At 40.9% G+C, this 22,727-nt stretch carries 29 protein-coding genes; 7 read left to right on the top strand and 22 right to left on the bottom strand.

The window, feature by feature from the left end; all coding sequences use genetic code 11:
- Positions 1 to 20 precede the first annotated feature (20 nt).
- From QZ135_RS14680 to QZ135_RS14620, 13 genes are all read right to left on the bottom strand, one after another.
- Positions 21 to 377 carry a hypothetical protein gene (locus QZ135_RS14680; RefSeq protein ID WP_294610738.1) on the bottom strand — a complete coding sequence of 119 codons (357 nt, stop codon included), beginning with the start codon at positions 375 to 377 and terminating at the stop codon, positions 21 to 23.
- Positions 378 to 400: 23 nt separating this feature from the next.
- Entirely contained in the window at positions 401 to 625 is a 225-nt protein-coding gene (locus QZ135_RS14675) for a hypothetical protein (protein WP_294610735.1), read from the bottom strand.
- Positions 626 to 633: 8 nt separating this feature from the next.
- A complete protein-coding gene (locus QZ135_RS14670) occupies positions 634 to 912 on the bottom strand; it encodes a DUF3127 domain-containing protein (RefSeq protein ID WP_277114233.1) in 279 nt (92 codons plus the stop codon).
- Between the two features lie 197 nt (positions 913 to 1,109).
- Positions 1,110 to 2,048, bottom strand: a complete 939-nt coding sequence (locus tag QZ135_RS14665) for a hypothetical protein (RefSeq protein ID WP_294610730.1) — start codon at positions 2,046 to 2,048, stop codon at positions 1,110 to 1,112.
- Complete coding sequence (locus tag QZ135_RS14660; RefSeq protein WP_294610727.1) at positions 2,014 to 2,208, bottom strand: hypothetical protein; 195 nt, start codon at positions 2,206 to 2,208, stop codon at positions 2,014 to 2,016. The genes QZ135_RS14665 and QZ135_RS14660 overlap by 35 nt, the downstream gene beginning before the upstream one ends.
- A complete protein-coding gene (locus tag QZ135_RS14655) occupies positions 2,183 to 2,644 on the bottom strand; it encodes a DUF4494 domain-containing protein (protein WP_294610771.1) in 462 nt (153 codons plus the stop codon). Before QZ135_RS14655 ends, QZ135_RS14660 begins: the two co-directional genes overlap by 26 nt.
- 159 nt (positions 2,645 to 2,803) lie before the next feature.
- Positions 2,804 to 3,205, bottom strand: a complete 402-nt coding sequence (locus tag QZ135_RS14650) for a recombination protein NinG (RefSeq protein WP_294610724.1) — start codon at positions 3,203 to 3,205, stop codon at positions 2,804 to 2,806.
- Positions 3,192 to 3,545, bottom strand: coding sequence for a hypothetical protein (locus QZ135_RS14645; RefSeq protein ID WP_294610721.1), 354 nt, complete (start codon positions 3,543 to 3,545; stop codon positions 3,192 to 3,194). Before QZ135_RS14645 ends, QZ135_RS14650 begins: the two co-directional genes overlap by 14 nt.
- A 3-nt stretch (positions 3,546 to 3,548) precedes the next feature.
- Positions 3,549 to 3,770, bottom strand: coding sequence for a hypothetical protein (locus tag QZ135_RS14640; RefSeq protein ID WP_294610718.1), 222 nt, complete (start codon positions 3,768 to 3,770; stop codon positions 3,549 to 3,551).
- A 120-nt stretch (positions 3,771 to 3,890) separates the two neighbouring features.
- Positions 3,891 to 4,097, bottom strand: a complete 207-nt coding sequence (locus QZ135_RS14635) for a hypothetical protein (protein ID WP_294610715.1) — start codon at positions 4,095 to 4,097, stop codon at positions 3,891 to 3,893.
- A 335-nt stretch (positions 4,098 to 4,432) separates the two neighbouring features.
- Entirely contained in the window at positions 4,433 to 4,654 is a 222-nt protein-coding gene (locus tag QZ135_RS14630) for a helix-turn-helix domain-containing protein (RefSeq protein WP_288530760.1), read from the bottom strand.
- Between the two features lie 30 nt (positions 4,655 to 4,684).
- Entirely contained in the window at positions 4,685 to 4,891 is a 207-nt protein-coding gene (locus QZ135_RS14625; RefSeq protein WP_294610708.1) for a hypothetical protein, read from the bottom strand.
- Between the two features lie 2 nt (positions 4,892 to 4,893).
- Positions 4,894 to 5,619: a phage regulatory protein/antirepressor Ant gene (locus QZ135_RS14620; protein ID WP_294610706.1), complete on the bottom strand. Its 726-nt coding sequence runs from the start codon at positions 5,617 to 5,619 to the stop codon at positions 4,894 to 4,896.
- Positions 5,620 to 5,976: 357 nt separating this feature from the next.
- Here QZ135_RS14620 and QZ135_RS14615 point away from each other — a divergent pair, with 357 nt between their 5' ends.
- From QZ135_RS14615 to QZ135_RS14585, 7 genes are all read left to right on the top strand, one after another.
- The gene (locus QZ135_RS14615) at positions 5,977 to 6,546 is read left to right on the top strand and encodes a hypothetical protein (protein ID WP_294610703.1); all 570 of its coding nucleotides are present in this window, start codon (positions 5,977 to 5,979) and stop codon (positions 6,544 to 6,546) included.
- A gap of 132 nt (positions 6,547 to 6,678) precedes the next feature.
- The gene (locus tag QZ135_RS14610) at positions 6,679 to 7,380 is read left to right on the top strand and encodes a S24 family peptidase (protein WP_294610700.1); all 702 of its coding nucleotides are present in this window, start codon (positions 6,679 to 6,681) and stop codon (positions 7,378 to 7,380) included.
- A 35-nt stretch (positions 7,381 to 7,415) separates the two neighbouring features.
- A complete protein-coding gene (locus QZ135_RS14605; RefSeq protein ID WP_294610697.1) occupies positions 7,416 to 8,072 on the top strand; it encodes a hypothetical protein in 657 nt (218 codons plus the stop codon).
- A gap of 298 nt (positions 8,073 to 8,370) precedes the next feature.
- The gene (gene mltG / locus QZ135_RS14600; protein WP_294610694.1) at positions 8,371 to 9,408 is read left to right on the top strand and encodes an endolytic transglycosylase MltG; all 1,038 of its coding nucleotides are present in this window, start codon (positions 8,371 to 8,373) and stop codon (positions 9,406 to 9,408) included.
- 98 nt (positions 9,409 to 9,506) lie between these two features.
- Positions 9,507 to 11,099, top strand: coding sequence for a thiamine pyrophosphate-dependent enzyme (locus tag QZ135_RS14595; protein WP_294610691.1), 1,593 nt, complete (start codon positions 9,507 to 9,509; stop codon positions 11,097 to 11,099).
- A 4-nt stretch (positions 11,100 to 11,103) separates the two neighbouring features.
- Positions 11,104 to 11,685, top strand: a complete 582-nt coding sequence (locus QZ135_RS14590) for an indolepyruvate oxidoreductase subunit beta (protein WP_294610688.1) — start codon at positions 11,104 to 11,106, stop codon at positions 11,683 to 11,685.
- A 20-nt stretch (positions 11,686 to 11,705) separates the two neighbouring features.
- The gene (locus QZ135_RS14585; protein ID WP_294610685.1) at positions 11,706 to 13,013 is read left to right on the top strand and encodes a phenylacetate--CoA ligase; all 1,308 of its coding nucleotides are present in this window, start codon (positions 11,706 to 11,708) and stop codon (positions 13,011 to 13,013) included.
- Positions 13,014 to 13,521: 508 nt separating this feature from the next.
- Here the strand turns inward: QZ135_RS14585 and rplT are convergent.
- The 9 genes from rplT to QZ135_RS14540 form a co-directional block, all read right to left on the bottom strand.
- A complete protein-coding gene (gene rplT / locus QZ135_RS14580; RefSeq protein ID WP_007214085.1) occupies positions 13,522 to 13,872 on the bottom strand; it encodes a 50S ribosomal protein L20 in 351 nt (116 codons plus the stop codon).
- Between the two features lie 94 nt (positions 13,873 to 13,966).
- Positions 13,967 to 14,164 carry a 50S ribosomal protein L35 gene (gene rpmI, locus QZ135_RS14575; protein ID WP_007214084.1) on the bottom strand — a complete coding sequence of 66 codons (198 nt, stop codon included), beginning with the start codon at positions 14,162 to 14,164 and terminating at the stop codon, positions 13,967 to 13,969.
- 67 nt (positions 14,165 to 14,231) lie between these two features.
- Positions 14,232 to 14,816 carry a translation initiation factor IF-3 gene (gene infC / locus QZ135_RS14570; RefSeq protein ID WP_294610679.1) on the bottom strand — a complete coding sequence of 195 codons (585 nt, stop codon included), beginning with the start codon at positions 14,814 to 14,816 and terminating at the stop codon, positions 14,232 to 14,234.
- 123 nt (positions 14,817 to 14,939) lie between these two features.
- Complete coding sequence (thrS, locus tag QZ135_RS14565; protein WP_294610676.1) at positions 14,940 to 16,880, bottom strand: threonine--tRNA ligase; 1,941 nt, start codon at positions 16,878 to 16,880, stop codon at positions 14,940 to 14,942.
- Between the two features lie 78 nt (positions 16,881 to 16,958).
- Positions 16,959 to 19,010 (bottom strand): tetratricopeptide repeat protein, encoded by a 2,052-nt coding sequence (locus tag QZ135_RS14560; RefSeq protein WP_294610673.1) that lies wholly within the window; start codon positions 19,008 to 19,010, stop codon positions 16,959 to 16,961.
- Between the two features lie 116 nt (positions 19,011 to 19,126).
- A complete protein-coding gene (gene def / locus QZ135_RS14555; protein WP_009131092.1) occupies positions 19,127 to 19,681 on the bottom strand; it encodes a peptide deformylase in 555 nt (184 codons plus the stop codon).
- A 49-nt stretch (positions 19,682 to 19,730) separates the two neighbouring features.
- Complete coding sequence (gene ruvX / locus QZ135_RS14550) at positions 19,731 to 20,153, bottom strand: Holliday junction resolvase RuvX (RefSeq protein ID WP_294610669.1); 423 nt, start codon at positions 20,151 to 20,153, stop codon at positions 19,731 to 19,733.
- A 613-nt stretch (positions 20,154 to 20,766) separates the two neighbouring features.
- Entirely contained in the window at positions 20,767 to 21,888 is a 1,122-nt protein-coding gene (locus tag QZ135_RS14545) for an OmpA family protein (protein ID WP_294610666.1), read from the bottom strand.
- 56 nt (positions 21,889 to 21,944) lie between these two features.
- Positions 21,945 to 22,679 carry a YjbH domain-containing protein gene (locus QZ135_RS14540; RefSeq protein ID WP_294610769.1) on the bottom strand — a complete coding sequence of 245 codons (735 nt, stop codon included), beginning with the start codon at positions 22,677 to 22,679 and terminating at the stop codon, positions 21,945 to 21,947.
- Positions 22,680 to 22,727: the final 48 nt, after the last annotated feature.

Below are 22,727 nucleotides of genomic sequence, written 5' to 3'. Positions count from 1 at the left end.
TTTCTCATTTGTATTGAGGGTTATTCTTCTTTCTCTTCATTATAGAAATCCATTAAGAAGCTATTTACTTCTCCTTGAAGTCTATTCATTAAGTCACGTACCATCTTACCTTTGGTAAACTTATCATGTTCATAATAATTCATCGAAGGGAATTTGATTGTGAATCGAAGCTCTGATCCTTTTCCATTTTTCCAACCTGATAAATCAGCACTTTTATCGCTGGTTTTATGTCCATAATCAATATAAGCTTCTTCGACTTCTTCAAGTGCCTTATCATCTACTTGATATTGTTGCCAAATATCCCAATCTAATATTTTAGTAGACAACTTATCGGCAAAAAAAGGAACTGCCTCTTTTTTTAGTCTGTACTTTTTCATAAGCATTCTGTATTTTCTATTTGTTAATCTTTGATATACAGGTGACATCCCGTCTTATCTTTAGCTCTCAGCAGGAAACTGGCCGCCTCATCACTATCTACAATCAATTTAATTGCGGTTAACCCTTCCGTTCGTGGTTTCTGGAAAAACAGGGAGCAAGGCTGATCGTAGTACGTCCAGTAGAAGATAAAATCAGCTAAATAGAAATTATCAATCTGAACGATGTATTTAATCGGGGGACGCTGCATATTAATCTTTAGATAAGTTTCTCAAGTTGGTACGCTTTCACGTCATTGTACCAATTGCCATTTACTTCTCTGGCTTCGATGGTGAAGCGAACTTTTACTTTGTCTCCAACTACCGGTGCATCTTCAACAGGACCATCAAAACTAACCATTGCAAAACGCATCTTAACTGGGAAGCGTTCTGAGGTTTCCAAGACAAACTCTTTTTTCTCCCAGTCCTTGCCGTTTCTTGACTGTCCGCCAATGGTTGGCAATGCCACCAATATTTTTCCTTCTACTTCGTGATACATATACTAAATTATTTAATTATTATTTTTCAGCCCTCTAATGTCGGTACCCGACAACCCTGCGGGCTGTATAGGACAAGTTGCCGAAAATCGTTAAAAATGATACTTTAAAAGCGTATGTTGTTTATTATCAAATAGTTATATGCGCACCATAAGGGGCTTTCTATCATTCGTATAATTTATTGATTATCAAACAATTACTACTTTCTCCGAATTGGCGTAAATATCCCAACCTGGTAACTTGCTAAAAGACGGTCTTTAAATTCACGCTCCAATTCGCCCACCTCTTCCACATATTTTTCACGCTCCGTGGGCCAACTCCGGGCGAAGTTCCGAATCGTCTCCCATTGCTTCTTTGTGAGTTTCCCGCCCAGATACATCTTCTTATAATGCTCTTTATAGCGCGTTACACCTATGCGCTGGATTTCACGTGCCTTTTCCAACTGGGATATTTTTATTCCCTTGACAGCAGAGAGTTCCCTCACAAACTCTATTTCCGACCAATCTTTATAAAATATTCTACCAATCTTTGACAAAAATGCATTATCAGTTAATTCAGTCAAACAAACGGATTGATGCTTATATATAGTTTCGATACGAAGTATATTGGCGTCAATCCGCCGACCTTTTTCCTTGGCCTCGAATGTTTTATCATAAATCTTCAGTACTTTGCGAAAATATTTAGCTTTTCGCGTCGTCTTTTGCTTATCTTCCAAGTAATTGGCATCTTCTATCAACACTCTGCCCATAATATTTTTTACTTGACTGATATACTCGTCAGCAGGCAACCTCATTTTCATAGTTATGCCTATCTCGTAATAGGTAACTACGGCATCCTCCATTTTCACACACAACCGGAGCAGAAGCTCTCTGATTGTCCGGACTGCCATCGCAAAGGTCATCGGACGGCTGTTATCCAGTTTTCCGGTACGACCTTTACTCCATAACTTGCAAATTGAACATTTACACCGCAGTTGATTCCCGCGGACCTCAATGAAGCAACCGTCGAAGTTGGCGTACGCTGTTGACTTGTAATAAAGCTCGTCACCTTCCGTGCATTGCTCCAGATAGTTCCGCAGGACAATGGTGTCAATGTCGGCAGTGTCAATTCTTGCCTTTATTGTTATCTTGTCGAACATTGCCTTTTGCTTCATAGAACTGGCAGCGACGGAGGGCTTCACCGACCAATTTCCGGTTTAAAACTGAGCAGGTGATGATGATGGGCATCCCGAATGGATCAGAAGACTGGCGACAGTTGAGGCATTTTATAGCCTCACACTTCTTTACTTCCTTCTTCATTGCCATAAGGGAACACATCTATAATAGGAGTTTCAACAACTGATCCGATGCGGTATTCGGCCATCGTACCTTTCATCCCTTCATGTAACTTGGTAGTTGCATCCTCTGTTGAGGCACCTTGTACAAGTACGTAGGTTGATGTCTTCTTTTCGGCACCGCTTTTATCGTCCAGGGTAATGAAAATCAGTTTGCACTTAAACCATCGGTCGGCAGCCTCTTCTTCACTGGGAAACAATTCACTGAGGTTGGCACGACTAATATCCGCTACCGTAAACTCTCCGGAGATGAACGGGGTCATTTCCTCAATGATGCGGGCTTCCGCTTCCGTAAAACTGAGAGCGTCCACCAGATAAGGTTCTGTCACTTTCTTATTCATCCCGTTCTCCATTACCTTCTCGTAACGGATCTTACATATAAACCATGTGTGCATTGCTATGACTATTTATTTTTATTGTTCAACTTCTTTATAAATTTCTTGCACCTACGACACAAATCCTGATCGGGAGATGTTTTCGGTGCGTATTTCTCAATCTTATCAGAGCATTGCCGGAGAAGGCGCTCTAATGCTTGCATGTCTGTTTTGCATAATTCCATATCACCTAATTAGCTTTTCCTTCTTCAATCGCTTCACCTCTTTTCGGTAGTAGTCAATCATTTCGCGATATTCAAAGTCTGAGATTTTATTTATCTGATTTTTCATCGCCTCAAGCATCAATACGGTAGGTTCTCCGTACTTGGCAATCAATCCCCGCCTGTAGCCTTGTATATTCCCCTCGTCAAAGCGATTGCACTTCCGGCATTGGGCATTGCAGTTTTTTTCATTAAATCGCGTGGCCATGTGCTGACGGTTGATATAGTGGCCGCAGTCTGATTGGTCAAAGGGAAGGAGCCTTCCACATGAGATACATCTGAACATTCCGTTCGGCATCGCATCCCGAAGCCGGATGAACATAGCAAACGCCGTATCGAGGTGCGTTTTAAGACTACTTTTTGGCATAAGAGATTCCCGTTATCTGTCGATACTGATCATCACTGCGGAAACGTATAGAGTTCTTATAATAGACACCATTAGCCGCCTGGTAGGGACATTCGTCCGTCAAGTCGCTTGAATTGTCATCGGACAGACGGGCGATAATAGCACTCTTACGGTCTTCATCATCCCAGAATACCGCTGTGTCACCTATTCGCGGAACTTCTTCCACTTGATCCGTCAGGTCACAGAGGAAATCACCGTAATGCTCCGGCTCAAATATAACAAGCAGCTGGTTGCCAATAGCCTCAATTGATACACGGCTGCATTCTGCTGGTATCTTATAATCTACCAATTTCATTTTCATAGCTTAATATGTTTTTGAATCGTAAAACTTCTTGTTTCTCATATACTCCTGAGCTACGTCGTACTGCGAAGCAGGAGCGATACGATCATGGATGTATTGATACTTTTCAAGACTCATGCCGGAAAGGACATCATCGGTGTATTCTACACGACCTCCATAGATACACCCGGCAATGGCTATTGCTATGATGATGGACTGGAGAGTATATTTGCTGATCTTATTCATGTTATCTATTCCATTTAAAGGCACGCCCTCACGATGAAGTTAAATCGTCACTTAAAACTTTTATCAGAGAAGTGAAGGACGTGCCTGGATTATTATTACTTTTGTTTGTCACTTAAAACTTTACATTAATGGTTTACGATTACATTGCAGAAGGTCGGAGAGTATCTGATCTGCAAAACACAGCCCTTCAGAAACATGTCGAATGGTTGAAATACCTCCTGACGGTTTGTATAGCTCTGTTTGGAGCATTAATTTCCCTTCATCCCACACCTCCAGATACCCCGCTATTGCGTTGGTGCTTTGCAGTTTCGAGTGTATTACTTGCATTCGGCATCCTGTTGATATCAGTGGCACTGTATAGTGCGTACGGACAGTATAATACTCTTGCTGAGAAAGTCCAGAAAGAATTACTACTCGCCATTCAGAAAGGGGGTATACCCTCCGGTACGGGAACGCACATATCAAAAGGTTTCGTAATCTGTAGAAGATTAGGATATGGTTTCCTATTATCGTCCACATTCTCTTTTGCAGTGTATTTAGTAATAAGTTCATTTTCATAATTTTGGATTTATCAATTTAATGGGCTTTTTGAAATCCCCGCCAGCCCGTGGCAGGGAATATTACTACTTATCTATTACTCAGCACGCTTCACAGCGGACTCTTTAATCTTTTAAATAATAAGCCGTTACTTCATCTTTAGAGAAGTAAAGATTCCCGTGCTTCTTATGGTGGGGAATCTGACCGCGGCTGCATCGGGTACGGATGGCATTTTCTGTTAACCCAAGCATTTCTGTTACTTGTCTTATTGTTAGAAGCTCATCCTTATGACCAATTCTTTTTGCAAGAGCTTCTGCAATCTTTTCGATTTCGTAATTCGTTAACATATAGTATTAATTTATAAGTGAATAATATTTTTAAGCATCAATAATAGTATACCGTAACACATCCGACCCTTTGCATTCCCAGCGACCGTTCTTCTTGTCGGTAGTCTTGACATAGGCAATCTTCTTCTCAGCAGTCAAGCGTTCCAAGCGTCTACGACCGCCAACCAAGACAGAGGATTGATTTTTGCTAAATGTTACCTTTTCAGCAGCTTTCATTATTTCTTGTAGTCGATCCATGGTTAGTTCTCCTTTCCAATGAATTTATTTACGAAGTATATCTGCCCTTTGCCGGTGACTTTGCTCGTGGTATTTACAATGACATCACCGTTGGGCTTAGTTATTGTTGTCTTTTTGATTTCAAACAATCCCATTTCCATAGCCTTCTGCGTAGGCTGGTTATAGTACTGGCCTTTATTGCAGAGATAACCGTTCTTGCGCATCCATGCAAATAACCGATTCTGCCCTATGGCTACCCCATTTTGAGAGATGATTTTTGCAAGCTCTGATATCAAGCAGGAACGCTGGGAAGTCGAGACAGCCTCAGCGAACAAAACTTTAGGCTTATTTGCTTCAATCTGTTTTTGCTGCAGCTCAATTTCCTCCTGTTGGTGGGCAGCAAGAAGAAGAGCTTCTTTGAAGGAAGCGGGAACCTGAAAATTTCCATTCCGTCTTTCATTCTCTAATTGTTCCCAACGAAGAATCAATTTTGCCCGGGCCTCATCATTGAACTTAGTAGCCACATAGAGACATTCGGTTTTAGTGAGTTCATAATAAGGTTCCTCTTTATGCCCGCCATTAGGCAACTCTCTGATTTTAAACATCAGGGAAAATTTTCCCTGTTGCACTTTCTCCCATGCAGGCTCCATTACTCGAATAGCCTTCATTACATCATTATGAGGCTTTCCAGTGAGTTCAGCTATTTCAATTGAACTCATCGTTTCTTTAATCAATTCAAGGTTTCCCATGCATCTTTCTTCCTCCTAAAGAAGAAAGCCCTATTCTTTCATATCCTTAAAGTGGCAGTTAGGATATTACCGGAATAGAGCTCTTTCAAATGTCTTTCATTCGCGGAAACTGCCACATAACCGCTTTTATTGCTGTAAAACATTACCTCATCTGTAGGATAAGTGAAAAGGACTGCCTATCTTTGTTGCGTTCAAACATACGACGATAGGATTAGGGACGCTTCTCTAACAGCCCTTTTTGTATCCGTCTGTGAGCTTAGTGACGTTTTACGAATGCAAATATCAATGAATATTTTCAATAAACAAGTGTTGCTATTGAAAATATTCATTGATTAAACTTTTATTAACTATTGAAAGATGAAAGATTGGTTCAAAAAGAACTGGCTATTATTGTTTGCAATACTATTGGCTATTATTGCAATTAGCTTATCGTTAGTAAGAATAGAGCCCATTGACTTCAACAATGGTTCTATGGTTTCTTTTGTTGTTGGGCTGATGGGAATATGCGCAACAATAATGGTTGCTTCTCAAATTATGGGTTTACGATTTTCTGAATCCCAAATTAAAAATATGCTCAATAATGAAGCTGATAGGCTCAAAACAGAATCCCACAGAAACACCATAGAAGCATTATTTAGAGTTGAAATGCGTGCGGCCACTGATAGTTATGAAAGACAGGAATGGAAACATTTCATGGCCGACATAAATTTGCTAACATCTTATGTTTTAGACCTAAAAGACCCTCAAAAAGCTAATGAAGTTGCCAAAATATTAGTTGAAGCAGAAATTTCATTTCGGTTTTATGACAACCTGTTTATAGAGGGCAAAAAAAAACTCCATGAAGTCATATTATCATTAGTGAAGATAATGGATAATGATCCAAGGGATTTATTAATGATATTCAATGTTCTACATACCATTGAATAAGGTAACTAACACATATAATAATCCCTAGACACATTGTGAAAAGAACGACACATCCTATAATTTGCTCAATCATGGCAGCTAGTTTTAAAGGTTAATAAATTAATTCAATTACAAATATAATGAATATATTCAATGGAAAGAGTTATAGATAGATTAATTTTATTCCAGCAGTCTGTTAAAGATATTATTGGTGGACAAAATAAGTTCGAGACACATATCGGCTTATCTACTGGATATATCAGTAATATGAAGAAGAACAATGGGGGAATTTCTTCCGATGTTATGCTCAAGTTAAAAAATAAGTTTTCTGGCTTAAATTTAGACTGGCTTATTACTGGCGAAGGACCTATGCTTAAGTCAGAAGTTTCAACCACGCCAACTTCCCCAACGCCTCCCAATAACAACAATGCAGTTGCTTACAAACTCGTTCCATTGCTCAATCTTGACGCCGTAGGAGGCATACATAGCCCTAATATAGTATCAGGAGATAATGAGTATCCAGATCAACTAATTCCATTCACGGATGCTCAAGAGGGCGACGTAGCTCTGACTGTATCTGGTGAAAGTATGTCACCAACATGCCCACCTGGAAGCAGGGTGCTTATACGTCAGGTTCCACAGTGGAGAGAATACTTTGGATATGGGAACATATTCGTTCTTCTCCTGACAGACGGAAGACGTATACTGAAAGAGGTACAGAAATACCCCGAGGACTCTCAGAATTACATTCTTTGCAGATCACACAACGATAGATTCCCCGAAGAAGAACTACCCAAAAATATGATTTCAAGTGTTTGGAAAGTCATTAAGATATTGAATGAGAGAGGATGGTAACATCTATATAATTTATAAACTATAAAAACGACATTATGAAAAAAGTCACATGTACATTACTGCTATTATGTATTTTAATTTGCTCATGCGCAACTTTACCTGAGCCAAGGTCTGAACTCGGTGTTATAGACTACACCCCTCTGATTAAAGAAGGTATCTACGTAACAGAATCTAACTCTGTCAACTTTGAATATACAGCAGTCGCCAGCCTAATTGCAACAGAAAGGGGCGGATGGGTAAATGGAATGCCTCAACGCCCTTCCACAAAAAAAGCTCTATCAAACATTATCCAAGAATTGAAACGCGTTGGAGCAAATGGTATCATAAATCTTACCGTATTATCATCAGTTGAAATGGTTGATCTGAAATCTTACGCATCAGTCATTACAGTAAAAGGCATGGCTATCAAAATTCCAGAAAATGGTATTAAAATGGAAATAGTAGATACAGATGCTTTAGGATACATTGACGGAATAAAATGCAAAATTGCAAAAAGGTACAATAACGGAGCGGTTGTTTATACATCTAAAGAACTAACACCAGAGCAAATTCGCAAAGCTAAAAACGAATTTAAACTAAATGGGAGAATAAGGTTCAACCTGGAAGGTAATGAAGAGAGAGGAAATGCCTACGCGGGGATAGATGACGGCTTTATCATTCTCTATAAAAATAATGAGTTTATAAAATTATAATCTCGCATTTTATGATTTTAGAATAGAGTAACTAACATAATTATTAACCCAGTCAATTCACACACATTGTGTGGAAACGTATGTAGATTAATATATATCCGTCTAAAAGACGAAGAGCTAACAAATTAATAGGCTGAACGATGCGTTTAAGGATTCTGCCAAAGAACAAAAATTCGTAACGCGTAGGTCGCCAGTTCAAGTCTGGCTAGCGGCTCAGAAAGAGAGATGCTTATGCATCTCTTTTTTTATTCCATAGATTCTTCTTACCTTTGTACGATTAAAAAAACCGCAGAAACAGATGAAAAAAAAGACAAAAAGAATTCTTATAGGAGGATTAATAACGCTGCTCTTTATCGGAATAGCCTGTACAGGAACAGTATATTACTATTTATTCTATCCACAATTTCATCCCCAAAAGACAACTTATATTTATATCGACAGAGATGATACAACAGATTCTATATATAATAAGGTAAAAACACAGGGACGCCCCAAAAATATCACAGGGCTTCTTTGGATGGCTCAATGGCGTGACTATAGCTCCAATATCCATACCGGACGTTATGCCATCCGGCCGGGAGAGAATGTTTATCATGTCTTCAGCCGCCTATATAGAGGCTATCAGGAACCTACAAACCTGACCATTGGCAATGTACGTACTTTAGATAGACTCGCACGTAGTGTGGGAAAACAACTCATGGTCGACTCTGCCGAAATAGCAGTTACAATGAACGATAGCGCATTTCAGAAAAAACTGGGATACACCAAAGAAACGCTGCCCAGTTTATTCATCCCCGAAACTTATCAGGTGTATTGGAATATGAGCGTGAATGATTTTTTTGAACGCATGCAAAAAGAACATGAAAAGTTCTGGAACCAAGATCGGCTGGCTAAAGCTACAGCCATCGGTATGACGCCGGAAGAGGTATCCACCCTTGCCTCCATTGTGGAAGAAGAAACAAACAACAATGAAGAAAAGCCTATGGTTGCAGGTCTATATATCAATCGGTTGCACAAAAATATGCCATTGCAGGCAGATCCTACCATTAAGTTCGCTCTTCAGGATTTCGGTTTAAGAAGAATCACCAACGAACACTTGAATGCTCCTTCACCTTATAATACATACCTAAACGCTGGATTACCCCCAGGCCCGATACGTATTCCCTCTCCCATCGGCATCGACGCCGTATTAAACTATGTGCAGCACGACTACATTTATATGTGCGCCAAAGAAGATTTTTCAGGCACTCACAACTTCGCATCCAATTACGCTGAACATATGAAAAATGCCAGAAAATATTGGAATGCCTTAAACGAAAGAAAGATTTTCAAGTAAAATCAGAATAAAATAAAAGCAAAAGCCTATATTTGCGAATGAAAAACGCAGATTATTTCCTTTTTAATAATCCATGACTAACATTAAAATAATCAGATATGAGCAAGCAACTCTTACTTGGCGATGAAGCCATTGCACAAGCTGCATTAGATGCCGGACTTTCAGGCGTTTACGCCTATCCCGGCACTCCTTCCACGGAAATTACAGAATACATCCAGATGGCACCCATCACGGCTGAACAGAATATTCACAGTCGTTGGTCTTCTAACGAAAAGACAGCAATGGAAGCTGCTCTAGGGATGTCATTTGTCGGCAAACGGGCATTAGTCTGCATGAAACATGTGGGTATGAATGTAGCTGCCGACTGTTTTATCAACTCAGCCGTCACAGGCGTAAAAGGCGGACTAATAGTCGTAGCCGCAGACGACCCCAGTATGCACTCCTCGCAGAATGAGCAAGACAGCCGTTTCTATGGTGATTTCTCACTCATACCTATGTACGAGCCAAGCAACCAGCAAGAAGCATATGACATGATCTACAATGGTTTTGCTTTCTCTGAAAAGATCGGCGAACCAGTATTACTACGCATGGTCACCCGTCTGGCACACTCCCGTTCCGGTGTAGAACAAAAGGCACAACAACCTCAAAATGAAATATCTTTTAGCGAAGATCCACGTCAGTTCATTCTACTTCCGGGTAATGCACGCAAGCGCTACAAAGTTCTACTGGAGCGCCAAACTGAATTCATCGAAGCGTCTGAAAATTCTCCATACAACAAATACATTGACGGACCGAACAAAAAAATGGGTATCATAGCCTGTGGTATCGGTTATAATTATCTAATGGAGAACTATCCTGAAGGTTGCGAATATCCTGTATTGAAAATAGGACAATACCCATTGCCCAAGAAGCAACTCCTGCAACTGGTGGAAACTTGTGACGAAATTTTAGTATTAGAGGATGGACAACCTTTTGTTGAAAAACAACTGAAAGGTTATCTTGGTATCGGCGTAAAAGTCAAAGGACGCCTAGACGGCACACTGTCGCAAGACGGCGAGTTGAATCCGGACAAAGTAGCACGTAGCTTAGGAAAAGAAAACAAATCAGAGTTTGGCATTCCCTCTCTTGTAGAGATGCGCCCGCCCGCATTATGTGAAGGTTGTGGCCACCGCGACATGTACACAGTGCTGACGCAGGTATTAAGAGAAGAATACCCTGCACACAAAGTATTCAGCGACATCGGTTGCTACACTTTAGGAGCCAGTGCTCCGTTCAATGCCATCAACTCATGTGTAGATATGGGTGCGTCCATCACTATGGCAAAAGGCGCCGCAGATGGTGGACTCCATCCGGCAGTAGCCGTCATTGGTGACTCCACATTCACCCACTCCGGCATGACAGGGCTTTTAGATTGCGTCAACGAAAATACAAATGTCACTATCATTATATCCGACAATGAAACTACAGCCATGACAGGTGGTCAGGATTCTGCCGGAACAGGACGTATCGAAGCAATTTGTACCGGTATCGGTGTAGCCCCTGAGCATATTCGTGTAGTAGTTCCCCTTAAAAAGAATTACGAAGAAATGAAGCAAATTATCCGCGAAGAAATCGAATACCGTGGTGTATCCGTGATTATTCCGCGCAGAGAATGTATTCAAACGTTAGCACGTAAAAAACGAAACAAGTAAAGCCATGAAAAAAGATATCATACTTTCCGGCGTAGGTGGACAAGGTATCCTCTCTATCGCCACCGTAATTGGTAAAGCCGCCCTCAAAGACGGACTATATATGAAACAAGCGGAAGTACACGGCATGAGTCAACGCGGTGGAGATGTACAATCCAACCTGCGCATCAGCGACCAACCTATCGCTTCCGACCTTATCCCATCGGGGAAATGTGATTTGATTATTTCACTTGAACCGATGGAAGGATTACGTTATCTGCCTTATTTAAGCCCAGCAGGTTGGCTGGTGACCAATGAGACGCCATTCATCAATATTCCCAACTACCCGGCAGAAGCTGATGTAAGAGCGGAGTTAGATAAACTACCCCACAAAATCGTTCTCAATGTAGACAAAGTAGCCAAAGAAATTGGTTCTATCCGTGTAGCAAACATTGTTTTGCTTGGAGCTACCATTCCTTTCCTTGGCATTGATTATGAGAAAATACAAACCAGCATCCGCGAGATCTTCGAGCGCAAAGGCGAGGCTATCGTAGAGATGAACCTCAAAGCACTTGCTGCCGGTAAGGATATCGCCGAAAAATTAATGTAAGCCCCCAAAAGAACAAGACCATGAATAACAAATACTGGGAAGAAGAAATAGAGATCATGAGCCGTGAGAAGTTGCAGGAATTGCAGCTTCAACGGCTTAAGAAAACAATAAGCATTGCGGCAAATTCACCGTATTACAAGAAAGTATTCCAGGAACATAACATCACTGCCGACAGCATACAAACCCTGGATGACGTCCGCAAAATCCCATTTACAACCAAAGCAGACATGCGTACCACCTACCCATTCGGACTGGTTTCAGGCAATATGAAAGAGGATGGTGTACGCATCCACTCCTCAAGCGGAACAACGGGCACGCCGACTGTCATCGTCCACTCGCAACATGATCTGGACTCCTGGGCAAACCTTGTAGCGCGTTGCCTGTATATGGTGGGCATACGCAAAACTGATGTTTTCCAGAACAGTTCCGGATATGGTATGTTCACCGGAGGATTAGGCTTTCAATACGGCGCCGAACGCTTGGGAGCACTGACTGTTCCTGCTGCAGCCGGAAATAGCAAGCGGCAGATTAAATTCATCACTGATTTTAAAACAACAGCACTTCATGCCATTCCCAGTTACGCCATTCGCCTGGCTGAAGTATTTCAGGAAGAAGGTATAGATCCGACCAGTACCAGCCTTAAAACGCTCGTCATCGGCGCTGAACCTCATACAGACGAACAACGCAGGAAAATCGAACGCATGTTAGGTGTCAAAGCCTATAACAGCTTCGGCATGACAGAAATGAATGGTCCGGGCGTCGCTTTTGAATGTCAGGAACAAGAAGGCATGCACTTCTGGGAAGACTGCTATCTTGTCGAAATCATCAATCCGGAAACAGGAGAACCTGTTCCCGAAGGAGAAATCGGCGAATTGGTTCTGACTACCCTTGACCGTGAAATGATGCCACTTTTGCGTTACCGCACCCGCGATCTTACCCGTATTCTTCCCGGAAAGTGCCCCTGTGGCCGTACTCATCTCCGCATAGACCGTATTAAGGGGCGCAGCGATGATATGTTTATCATTAAGGGAGTCAACATCTTCCCTATGCAGGTAGAAAAGGTATTGGTACAATTCCCCCAATTGGGTAGCAATTACCTCATCACTCTGGAAACAGTAAACAATCAGGATGAAATGATTGTAGAAGTGGAACTCAGCGACCTTTCCACTGATAACTATATCGAATTGGAGAAAGTACGCAAAGAAATTACCCGCCAACTGAAAGACGAAATCTTAGTTACTCCCAAACTAAAACTTGTGAAGAAAGGTTCCTTGCCACAAAGCGAAGGAAAAGCAGTCAGAGTGAAAGATTTGCGCCAGAATCACTAAACTTGTAAGAGAACTCCCACACTTAGTTTTTTGATGCATAAAGGTGACCTTTAGACACATAAAGGTCACCTTTATTATAATAAACCTATACGTATATTCCAGAGGCATGGCGGCATCAAAAAGAAAAGGGAACGGTAACCAACCAAGATTACCGTTCCCTTTATAAAAAAGCCGCACCGATGATGTGATGAAACTCCGAATGACATGATTTGAGCGCTCGTCCTCTTTGTAATCCACCGACTCAAAGGTTACCCCGAAGGGCGTGGCCCGCCATTGAGAAGCGAAGCTTGTCTCGGTATTTCATAATAGTTTGATGAGTTTCCCGATCCAATCAATGCGGCTATATTTTCTACAACAAATGTAGTAAGTTTCTGTCAAAGAAACAAGGAAAAACATGAAATTGTTTCTCCCATACAGCATATTTTATACTATATTCTCCGTACAATAAGCAAAAAGTGCCGATTACTCATTCGTAATCAGCACTTTGTAAAGTATTTGCTAAATAAACTTAAGCAGCTTTTGCTTTAGCTACGATAGCCTTGAAAGCTTCCGGATGATTCATCGCTAAATCAGCCAAAACTTTACGGTTGATTTCGATTCCTGCTTTGTGCAAAGCACCCATCAGTTTAGAATAAGACATACCTTCCAAACGAGCGGCAGCATTGATACGCTGAATCCACAGAGCGCGGAAGTTTCTTTTCTTGTTCTTACGGTCGCGGAACGCATAAGTCAAACCTTTCTCCCAAGTATTTTTGGCAACGGTCCATACGTTCTTTCTTGCACCAAAGTAACCTCTGGTTAATTTCAAAATTTTCTTTCTTCTTGCTCTGGAAGCAACGTGATTTACTGATCTTGGCATAGTTTTACTAATTTTTGAATGTTAGCGCCATTACTTCACGCAACGGACTTAAAGCTAATGCATTCGGTTAATACTTAAATACTTTGTACGCTTTTTACTTCATTGCTAAGAGTTCCTTAACCTGGCTTACATTCGTCACGTCAACTGTAGTCGAATGGCACAGATTTCTTTTTTGCTTCTTAGTTTTCTTAGTCAAAATGTGACTGTGAAAAGCGTGCTTTCTTTTGATTTTACCTGTTCCGGTAAGAGTAAATCTCTTTTTAGAACCGGAGTTAGTCTTCATCTTTGGCATCTTACTTATTTTTAAATTATTTAAATTATATGGCAACGCACTATACCTGTGGCGCTACTCATTTCTTTTATTCTTCTGTTTTCTCAGCCGGAGCTGCTGCCTTTGGTACAACCGGCTTCTTTGGTGCTTCCTTTTTCTTTGGAGAAAGCTGAATTGTCATCCTCTTCCCTTCCAAAATCGGCATTTGATCCACCTTCGCATATTCTTCCAAGTCATTGGCAAAACGAAGCAGCAACACCTCTCCTTGTTCTTTAAACAAGATTGAACGCCCTTTGAAGAATACATAGGCTTTCACCTTGTCACCATCTTCTAAAAAGCCTATGGCATGCTTCAACTTGAAGTTGTAATCGTGGTCATCAGTCTGAGGACCAAAACGAATCTCCTTCACGTTCACTTTCACCTGCTTTGCCTTCTGTTCCTTCTGACGCTTTTTCAGCTGATAAAGAAATTTAGAGTAATCGACGATACGACAAACAGGGGGTTGTGCATTTGGAGAGATTTCCACGAGATCCACTTCATGCTCTTCAGCAAGTCTCAATGCCTGAGCTATTGGATATACGTTTGGTTCTACTTCATCGCCCACTATGCGGACTTCTTTGGCGCGGATTTGTTCATTAATCCGGTATTGCCCTTTTAAGCTGTCATTTTTCATTAAATAACCTCTATTTCCAGTTTGTTTCTTATTTACTACTCCCAAATTATTATTTTTTAATGTTAAGTAAAAGCTATCTTTAGAACATCATGGTATGCTATGCTTTCACAAGTGGGCGCAAAGTTACCATTTATTTATCATATTCTGAACTTCTTCGTTCAAAATTTTAGCAAATTCTTCAAATTTCATGGTTCCTTTATCGCCTTCCCCCTGCTTGCGGACAGAAACTTCTCTATTTTCAGCTTCTTTCTCACCAACAATCAGCATGTAAGGAATACGCTTCAATTCGTTATCACGAATCTTACGTCCGATTTTCTCATTACGTTCATCCACAATTGCGCGGACATCATATTGTTTCAGGAATTTCTTCACCTCTTGTGCATAATCATTGAATTTCTCACTGATAGGCAGAATAGCAACTTGCTCAGGAGTCAGCCATAATGGGAATTTACCTGCTGTATGCTCGATAAGTACAGCTACAAAACGCTCCATTGAGCCAAACGGCGCACGATGTATCATCACCGGACGGTGCTTCTGATTATCAGCTCCCGTATATTCCAATTCAAAACGCTCCGGCAAGTTATAATCCACCTGGATAGTTCCCAATTGCCAACGACGGCCAATGGCATCTTTCACCATAAAGTCTAATTTCGGACCATAGAAAGCTGCTTCACCATATTCTATTTTGGCAGTCAGACCTTTTTCTGCACAAGCTTCAATGATAGACTGCTCAGCTCTTTCCCAGTTTTCATCGCTACCGATATATTTCTCACGATTCACTTTGTCACGCAAGGAGATTTGCGCTTCTACATTGGCAAAATCCATAGAGCGGAATACGATAGAAATAATATCCATTACGCGTAGAAATTCATCCTTCACCTGATCGGGACGACAGAAGATATGCGCATCATCCTGCGTAAAACTACGTACTCGTGTCAATCCATGCAACTCTCCGCTTTGCTCGTAACGGCAAACCGTACCGAATTCAGCCAGACGTAAAGGCAAATCCTTATACGAACGGGGAGAATTCTTATAAATCATACAGTGGTGAGGACAGTTCATAGGTTTCAAGAAGTACTCCTCTCCTTCTTCCGGTGTATGGATGGGCTGGAATGAATCCTTGCCATATTTTGCATAGTGACCGGAAGTGATATACAACAGTTTGTTGCCAATCGGCGGAGTAATAACCTCCTGATAGTCATAACGTGCCTGAATACGGCGCAGGAATTCTTGCAAACGCAAACGCAAAGCAGTACCCTTCGGCAACCACATCGGCAATCCTTTACCTACCGTATCAGAGAACATAAACAAATCCATTTCCTTACCAATCTTACGATGGTCACGTTTTTTGGCTTCTTCCACCATCACCAGATATTCATCCAGCATTTTCTTTTTCGGGAATGTGATACCATAAATACGCGTCATCATCTTGCGATCTTCATGTCCACGCCAGTATGCACCTGCCACCGACATCAGCTTGATAGCCTTAATAGGAGCAGTAGTCATCAAGTGCGGACCACGGCACAAGTCCGTAAAAGCACCTTGTGTATACGTCGTGATGTGACCATCTTCCAGTTCAGAAATCAATTCACATTTATAAGTTTCGCCACGGTCGCCGAATTTTTTCAATGCATCCGTTTTTGAAATACTTTCTCTTACAACAGCTTCTTTTTTCGCTACTAATTCCGCCATTTTAGCCTCGATAGCTGGCAAGTCAGCCTCTTTAATGGTAGTTTCGCCCGGATCTACATCATAGTAGAAACCATTTTCGATGGCAGGACCGATACCGAACTGAATGCCCGGATATAATTCCTGCAATGCCTCAGCAAGCAAGTGGGCACTGGTATGCCAGAATGCATGCTTACCTTGTTCATCTTCCCATTTATAGAGAACAAACTCAGCGTCCTCATTAATAGGACGTCCCAAATCATAAATCTCACCGTTTACTCCACATGCCAGCACTTCCTGTGCCAGGCGAGAGCTGATACTTTCTGCAATTTGCAACCCCGTTACTCCTTCGTTATATTCACGTACAGAGCCGTCTGGAAATGTAATCTTTATCATAATGTTGTGTATATTTCAATTTTCAGAACGCAAAAATAGCTAATTCTTTTTGATATTTTATTTTTTAGCAAAAAAATGTTATTCACGCGTATCGGTAAATCGCTTAATGATATTGTAAGCTGACACAATGCCCAACTCACCTGCTTTGCTTAAATCCGTTATACCAAGCTTATTGTTACCCAAGAAAATATGAGTCAGTCCACGGTTAAAATAAGCTTCAGCAAAGTCATCATTCAACTCAATCGCCTTATTATAATCCTCTAGCGCCCCACGATAATCTTTTAACATAGACAACACATTGGCGCGATTATAATAAGCATAAACAAAATCAGGAGCCAATTGGATGACGTGATCCAAATCATTTTTCACAATATCATAATCCAATGCTGTTACTTCAGGCTGTTTCTTATTATCGGCAGAAGCACCGGGAACACCTTCAGTCAGGCCAGCTTCCGCTTTCTTATATTCCAATTGTTTGCAACGTACTAATGCCCGCATAAAATAAGCAGGGAAGAACTTGTCATCCAGCAAGATTGCCTGCGTAAAGTCATCTATAGAGCTGGCAAAATCCTGAACCAAATAGAAGTCAAGCCCACGCAGGAAACGCTTTTTAGCATCCTTATCATTTGCCACGATATCCGAAGTATGGGAATCAACCAAGGCAAAGTGGAACCTCACCTGCTCTTCCGTCAAGGGTGCTTCCATATTAGTGATTCGCAACGGTTTCGGGAATATTTTCGAATGATTCAGCTCTTCAATATATTTATGGAAATGAACAATTCGCTTCACCTCGCTCGATTTCTCATAATACGTCAGCGCATACATGGGTTCCATCTTAATGCTCACATTGCGATCTTGCACACGTCCGCGATAATCGCTCTTATACTTTTGATCCGCTTCCGAGTCATCTGCAATCACAATCTTCCGATAGTTCTCCATATTCTTATCGGACTTTTTACGCGTTTTGCTTCCATCATCACCATCTGCAAGGTCCTTATTGTCCGATGCATCTTTATTATCTTTATTATCCGCAGTGACACCATTACGCTTATCAATCTGCATTTTCATGATTTTGAATTCGTCCTGTTCCGCCCCTTTCCTATCACCTGCTTTCTTCCGGGCTTCGGCACGATGATAATATCCGGCCATAAAATTAGGATACTCATCAATCACCTTTGAATAATCACTGATAGCACCACGATAATCCCCCGTCTGTGCACGCAGCAAACCACGGTTGAATGTTGCCATCATATTATCCGGTTCTATTTGCAGAACAAAATCAAAGTCCTCAATAGCACGGTTATCGTCACCTACCTGTGCACGCAGCAAACCACGATTATAGTGCCCAAGGAAATTATTGGGGTCAATATCCAATGCCAAATCATAGTCGCTCATGGCACCTCTCAAATTTTTCTGGTGAAAACGAGCTAATGCACGATTGATATAATTGCCAGCATTCTTCGCACTCAAATGGATGGCTTGATCCAAGTCGCTTTCCGCATCTGCGTATTTCCCTTGTTGCAAACGAACGATAGCACGCGCTCCCCATCCATCGGGATCATAGCGGTCCATATCAATCGCTTTCTCAAAGTCATTCAAAGCCTGTATCGTATCCTTCTGCTTCAACGACACTTCACCACGCATCAAATAAGCGCGAGTGTATCTGGGAGCAATCTTCAGCAGTTTTCCCAAATCCTCTTTAGCCGAATCATAATCTTCCTTCTGCATATGGCAAAGAGAAAGATTATGCCAAAGCACAATATTCTCCGGGTCATACTTCAGAGCCATCATATAATCTTCAATAGCACCATCATAATTATTTTGGCGGATACGCGCCAATCCACGTATCTGATAAGCACCAACTACAAAGGGGTTACGATGGATAGCAGCATCACAATCCGCTTCTGCGCCCTGGAAATCATCCAAATTTATCTTTGCCAAACCACGAAAGAAGTAAGGCTCATATAAATAAGGCTTAGCGTTAATCACCTGGTTAAAATATTGGATAGAAAGCACATAATCCTCAAAATATAATGCGTTACGTGCGATTGTCATCACACGTTCCGTATTGATTTGCGCACACAATAATGTGGGAAGCAACAGGAAAGCCGTCAATATTCTTTTTATCATCTTGTCTTATAAATGCTTGTAAACGAAACAAATTTAATGCTTTTCGTCTACTTGGCAGGATTAACGGAAGACTTTTTATATTTTTTGAGCCTTTTATACCTTATTATAAGATTAAGCTATCTCACGGTCTTCACCTTATATGTGCAATGAGCCTTCCCTTTCAGCATCGCATTCAGTTTTCCCTTTACCATTTGCTTACGCAAGGGAGACAGGTGATCAATAAACATCTTCCCTTCCAGGTGATCGAATTCGTGTTGCATCACGCGCGCCAGATAGCCTTCAACAATTTCATCATGCTCCACCATATTCTCATCCATATAGGTTACGTGAATCTTGTTGCCACGTTTCACTGATTCATGAATACCCGGAAGGCTCAGACAACCTTCTTCCATGGATACTTCTTCACCCGACACCTCTAAGATATGGGGGTTGATGTACGCTTTCCGAAAATTCTTATATTCAGGATAATCTTCAGACAATACATCCAAATCAACAACTACGACGCGAATAGGCAAACCAACCTGTGGAGCGGCAAGTCCCACGCCTTCTGCATGTTCCATTGTCTCAAACATGTTCGCAATCAATTCTTTCAAGTTAGGATAGTCGGGAGTAATATCTTCCGCCACTTTTCTCAATACGGGTTGACCGTATACATAAATGGGTAAAATCATTCTTTATCTAAATTACAAATTACTAAATCACTATATATACCTTATTATATTATAAGGTAAAACGTTTATTCTCCAAATAACTCTGTAGAATAATAGTCGCACTGATTTCATCCACAAGTGCTTTATTCTGGCGGTCTTTCTTTTTTAATCCGCCCTCCAACATTGTCCGGTGCGCTAAAACAGAAGTGAAGCGTTCATCAACATATTCAACAGGTATGCCCGGCAGCTTTTTCTTCAATGAGCGAACAAAAGGTTCTATGCGTTTCATATTCTCTGAAAGCTCATTGTTCATTTGCTTGGGAAGTCCTACAAGAATACGCTCCACCGGTTCTTTTCCTATATAATCAAGGATAAATGCCAGTAATTCATGTGTAGGCACAGTTGTCAGCCCGTTAGCGATCATTTGTAACGTATCACTAACAGCTATCCCCGTACGCTTTCTCCCGTAATCAATAGCTAATATTCTACTCATAATAGGCTACAAAATTACGATTAATATTTGATATTTGCCTCCATTTACTGCCATAATAATAAAAAGACTACCTAACACACATTCGAACCACCACTAAAATCATAACCGAAGTTCCTGTTATCACAGTCCACTTCAAAAATACAATCATTATTTACCCAATTGCAGAAAAGAGCAATTCAAGACACACAAACATCAAAATATATTACTATCACACACTTTCTATCACCTTCAGAAACAGGAACTGGTAATGAGCAAGTAGCACAACCATAATACAATGATAATCAGCAGTGAACAAACATTAAATCAAAAAGGAAGATATTAACGTATTTCTGCATTTTTCTTGTATTCAATCTCTTATTATCTTCTTTTTCACTCTTTATTCAGCTTTTGCATTTAGCAATTATTCAACAATTAAACTAATTTATTCATTGATTACAAGGAATAAATCATGTAAATAATTCTAATTTAATAGTACGATTGTGATATGATTACATATCTATTTTCACAATCAATCTATCAAATATTGAATTCTTTATAACAAAAAAGGCGTCTAACTAATGCCAGACACCTTTTTATTTTTTTTATAGAGTTTACACTCCTATACTGCTTTCTCTTATTCCAAAATAACTACGCGATTCAGATAGTTCTTACCGAACATATTAGCCGTACCACCGAAGCCTACGAGTTCGAGTTGATCTTTGCTTACGCCTTCTTTAATCAATGCATCGTAAACAGCCTGAGCACGTTTTTCAGACAACTTCTGGTTCCAGGAAGCGCTACCTGTAGCCTTGTCAGCATAACCGGCAACCTTATACTTCTTATCCGAATTAGCCTTCAGAATCTTAGCAGCCAACTGAATGTTAACCATACCGTAATCATCGATACGAGCACTACCAATCTTGAAGAAGATAGCACGAGGACCGGCAACTTCAACTTCCTTCACAACTTCCTTAGTTACAGGTTTCACGTTAGCCAAAGCGTTCTTAGCGTTAGCCAGGTCAGCCTGAGCCTGTGCCAATTCACTTCTGTATCTGTTGATTTCAGCGTTGATAGCATCTTGGTCAACCTTTGCGCCACAAGAAATAAACTTCTTGCCACCAAAAGTGTAAGTGACACCGGCAGTCAAAGACACAGCACCGTCCGTATAAGCATTGCTTTTGCTTCCAAACATAGATGGAGACACTTCACCTCTTGCTTCAATATTAACATCCAAATACCTGTTTACATTAAACTGCCCCATCAAACCGACAGAACCGTTAATCAAAGCATTTAACTTATCCTGATCGCCATATGTCTTTGCAAAAACCAAACCGGGTCCGGCAAACACAGATAAAGTAAACAAGCGATCAGGATTATACCCACCAATGGAATTAGAGAGATTATACATAGCATCCGCACGCAGAGTAAAATACTTCTTATTCTTGATTTCTGCATAAGTGCCTTTTATCTGTCCATGCCCTGAATACAACGTTGACCACAATCCGGCAACCTGTCCGCGGACTCCCCAGATAGGGTTGAACAATTTACCCACCGATACATGAATCAACGGTGTGATGGCATGTCCAAAGCCATAATCAAAATTGTCAGGGTTGACACATGCCTGAGTTCCTACACCAGCGCTAATAAAGATATTATCTTTAAATTTTTCGCTGTAGTATTTCTCTTTGGTCTGTGCGGTAGCCACAAGGGCCATTCCTGCCAACATGATAGATACTATACCAAATTTACATTTCATTGTTTTTAAATTTTTGTATTTCAACTCTTTTTTAATTATTTGCTCCGACCACTCGCTTACTTCAGATAAATCTTGTAAGTAAGTCCGCCGGTAAAGTATTTCATTTTTTGCAATTCTACCTGCATATGCAAGTGTTTGAAAAGCAAATAAGTGGCACCCAGTGCAAAATCTTTTGAGTCATACTCCGCAATCACTCTTAAATCAGGCGCAAAAGTCGGATTATAACTGACACCTGCCGCTATTCCATTCAGTTTATACTCCCGCCTCTTATTATATAAGTAAGAGAGATGTACCCCGATTTCCTCCGTCCCTATTGCAAAGTGTTTGGTTGCCGCCAGATAAAAACGACTATAATATCCGTTTCCCTCTGTAGAACCTACTTCTCCACCTCCGGATGAGGTAAATGGGTCTGATGTACCAAAGACAACAGCCGGCATATATTTCCAGAACTGTCCTTCTTTCAAAGCTCGCAGCCGGACAGAAAAATATCTGTCCTGGTTAGTAAAACCAGAGTAACCGTAAGGCTTTAGACCTAATGCTTCCGCTTTAAAGAGAGTGCAAGTATACGCAACCTCTATCCACGGCAAGATGGTTACATTCAAAAAATAATTGTACGTATGATAGTACCACGTAGGAGGAGTTATCTCCTTATTCATAAAGTTCCCTCCCAGCATCACTGTTTTATCCCTTTGCATTTCTGCCGAAGGAGCATGCAGCAAGCCGGTAGTTCCATAAGTCAATTGAGCCGAAAGCATGGATGACACACTGACAAGCAGCGTTGTAATAAACATCCGTTTCATTCTCATTAGGTATAATCTCATGCTTCGCCTCAATTGCGT

The sequence above is a fragment of the uncultured Bacteroides sp. genome (assembly GCF_905207245.1).
GTDB lineage: Bacteria > Bacteroidota > Bacteroidia > Bacteroidales > Bacteroidaceae > Bacteroides.
The sequence above is the reverse complement of the archived record's forward strand: the minus strand, read 5'-3'. Positions and strand labels throughout refer to the sequence as shown.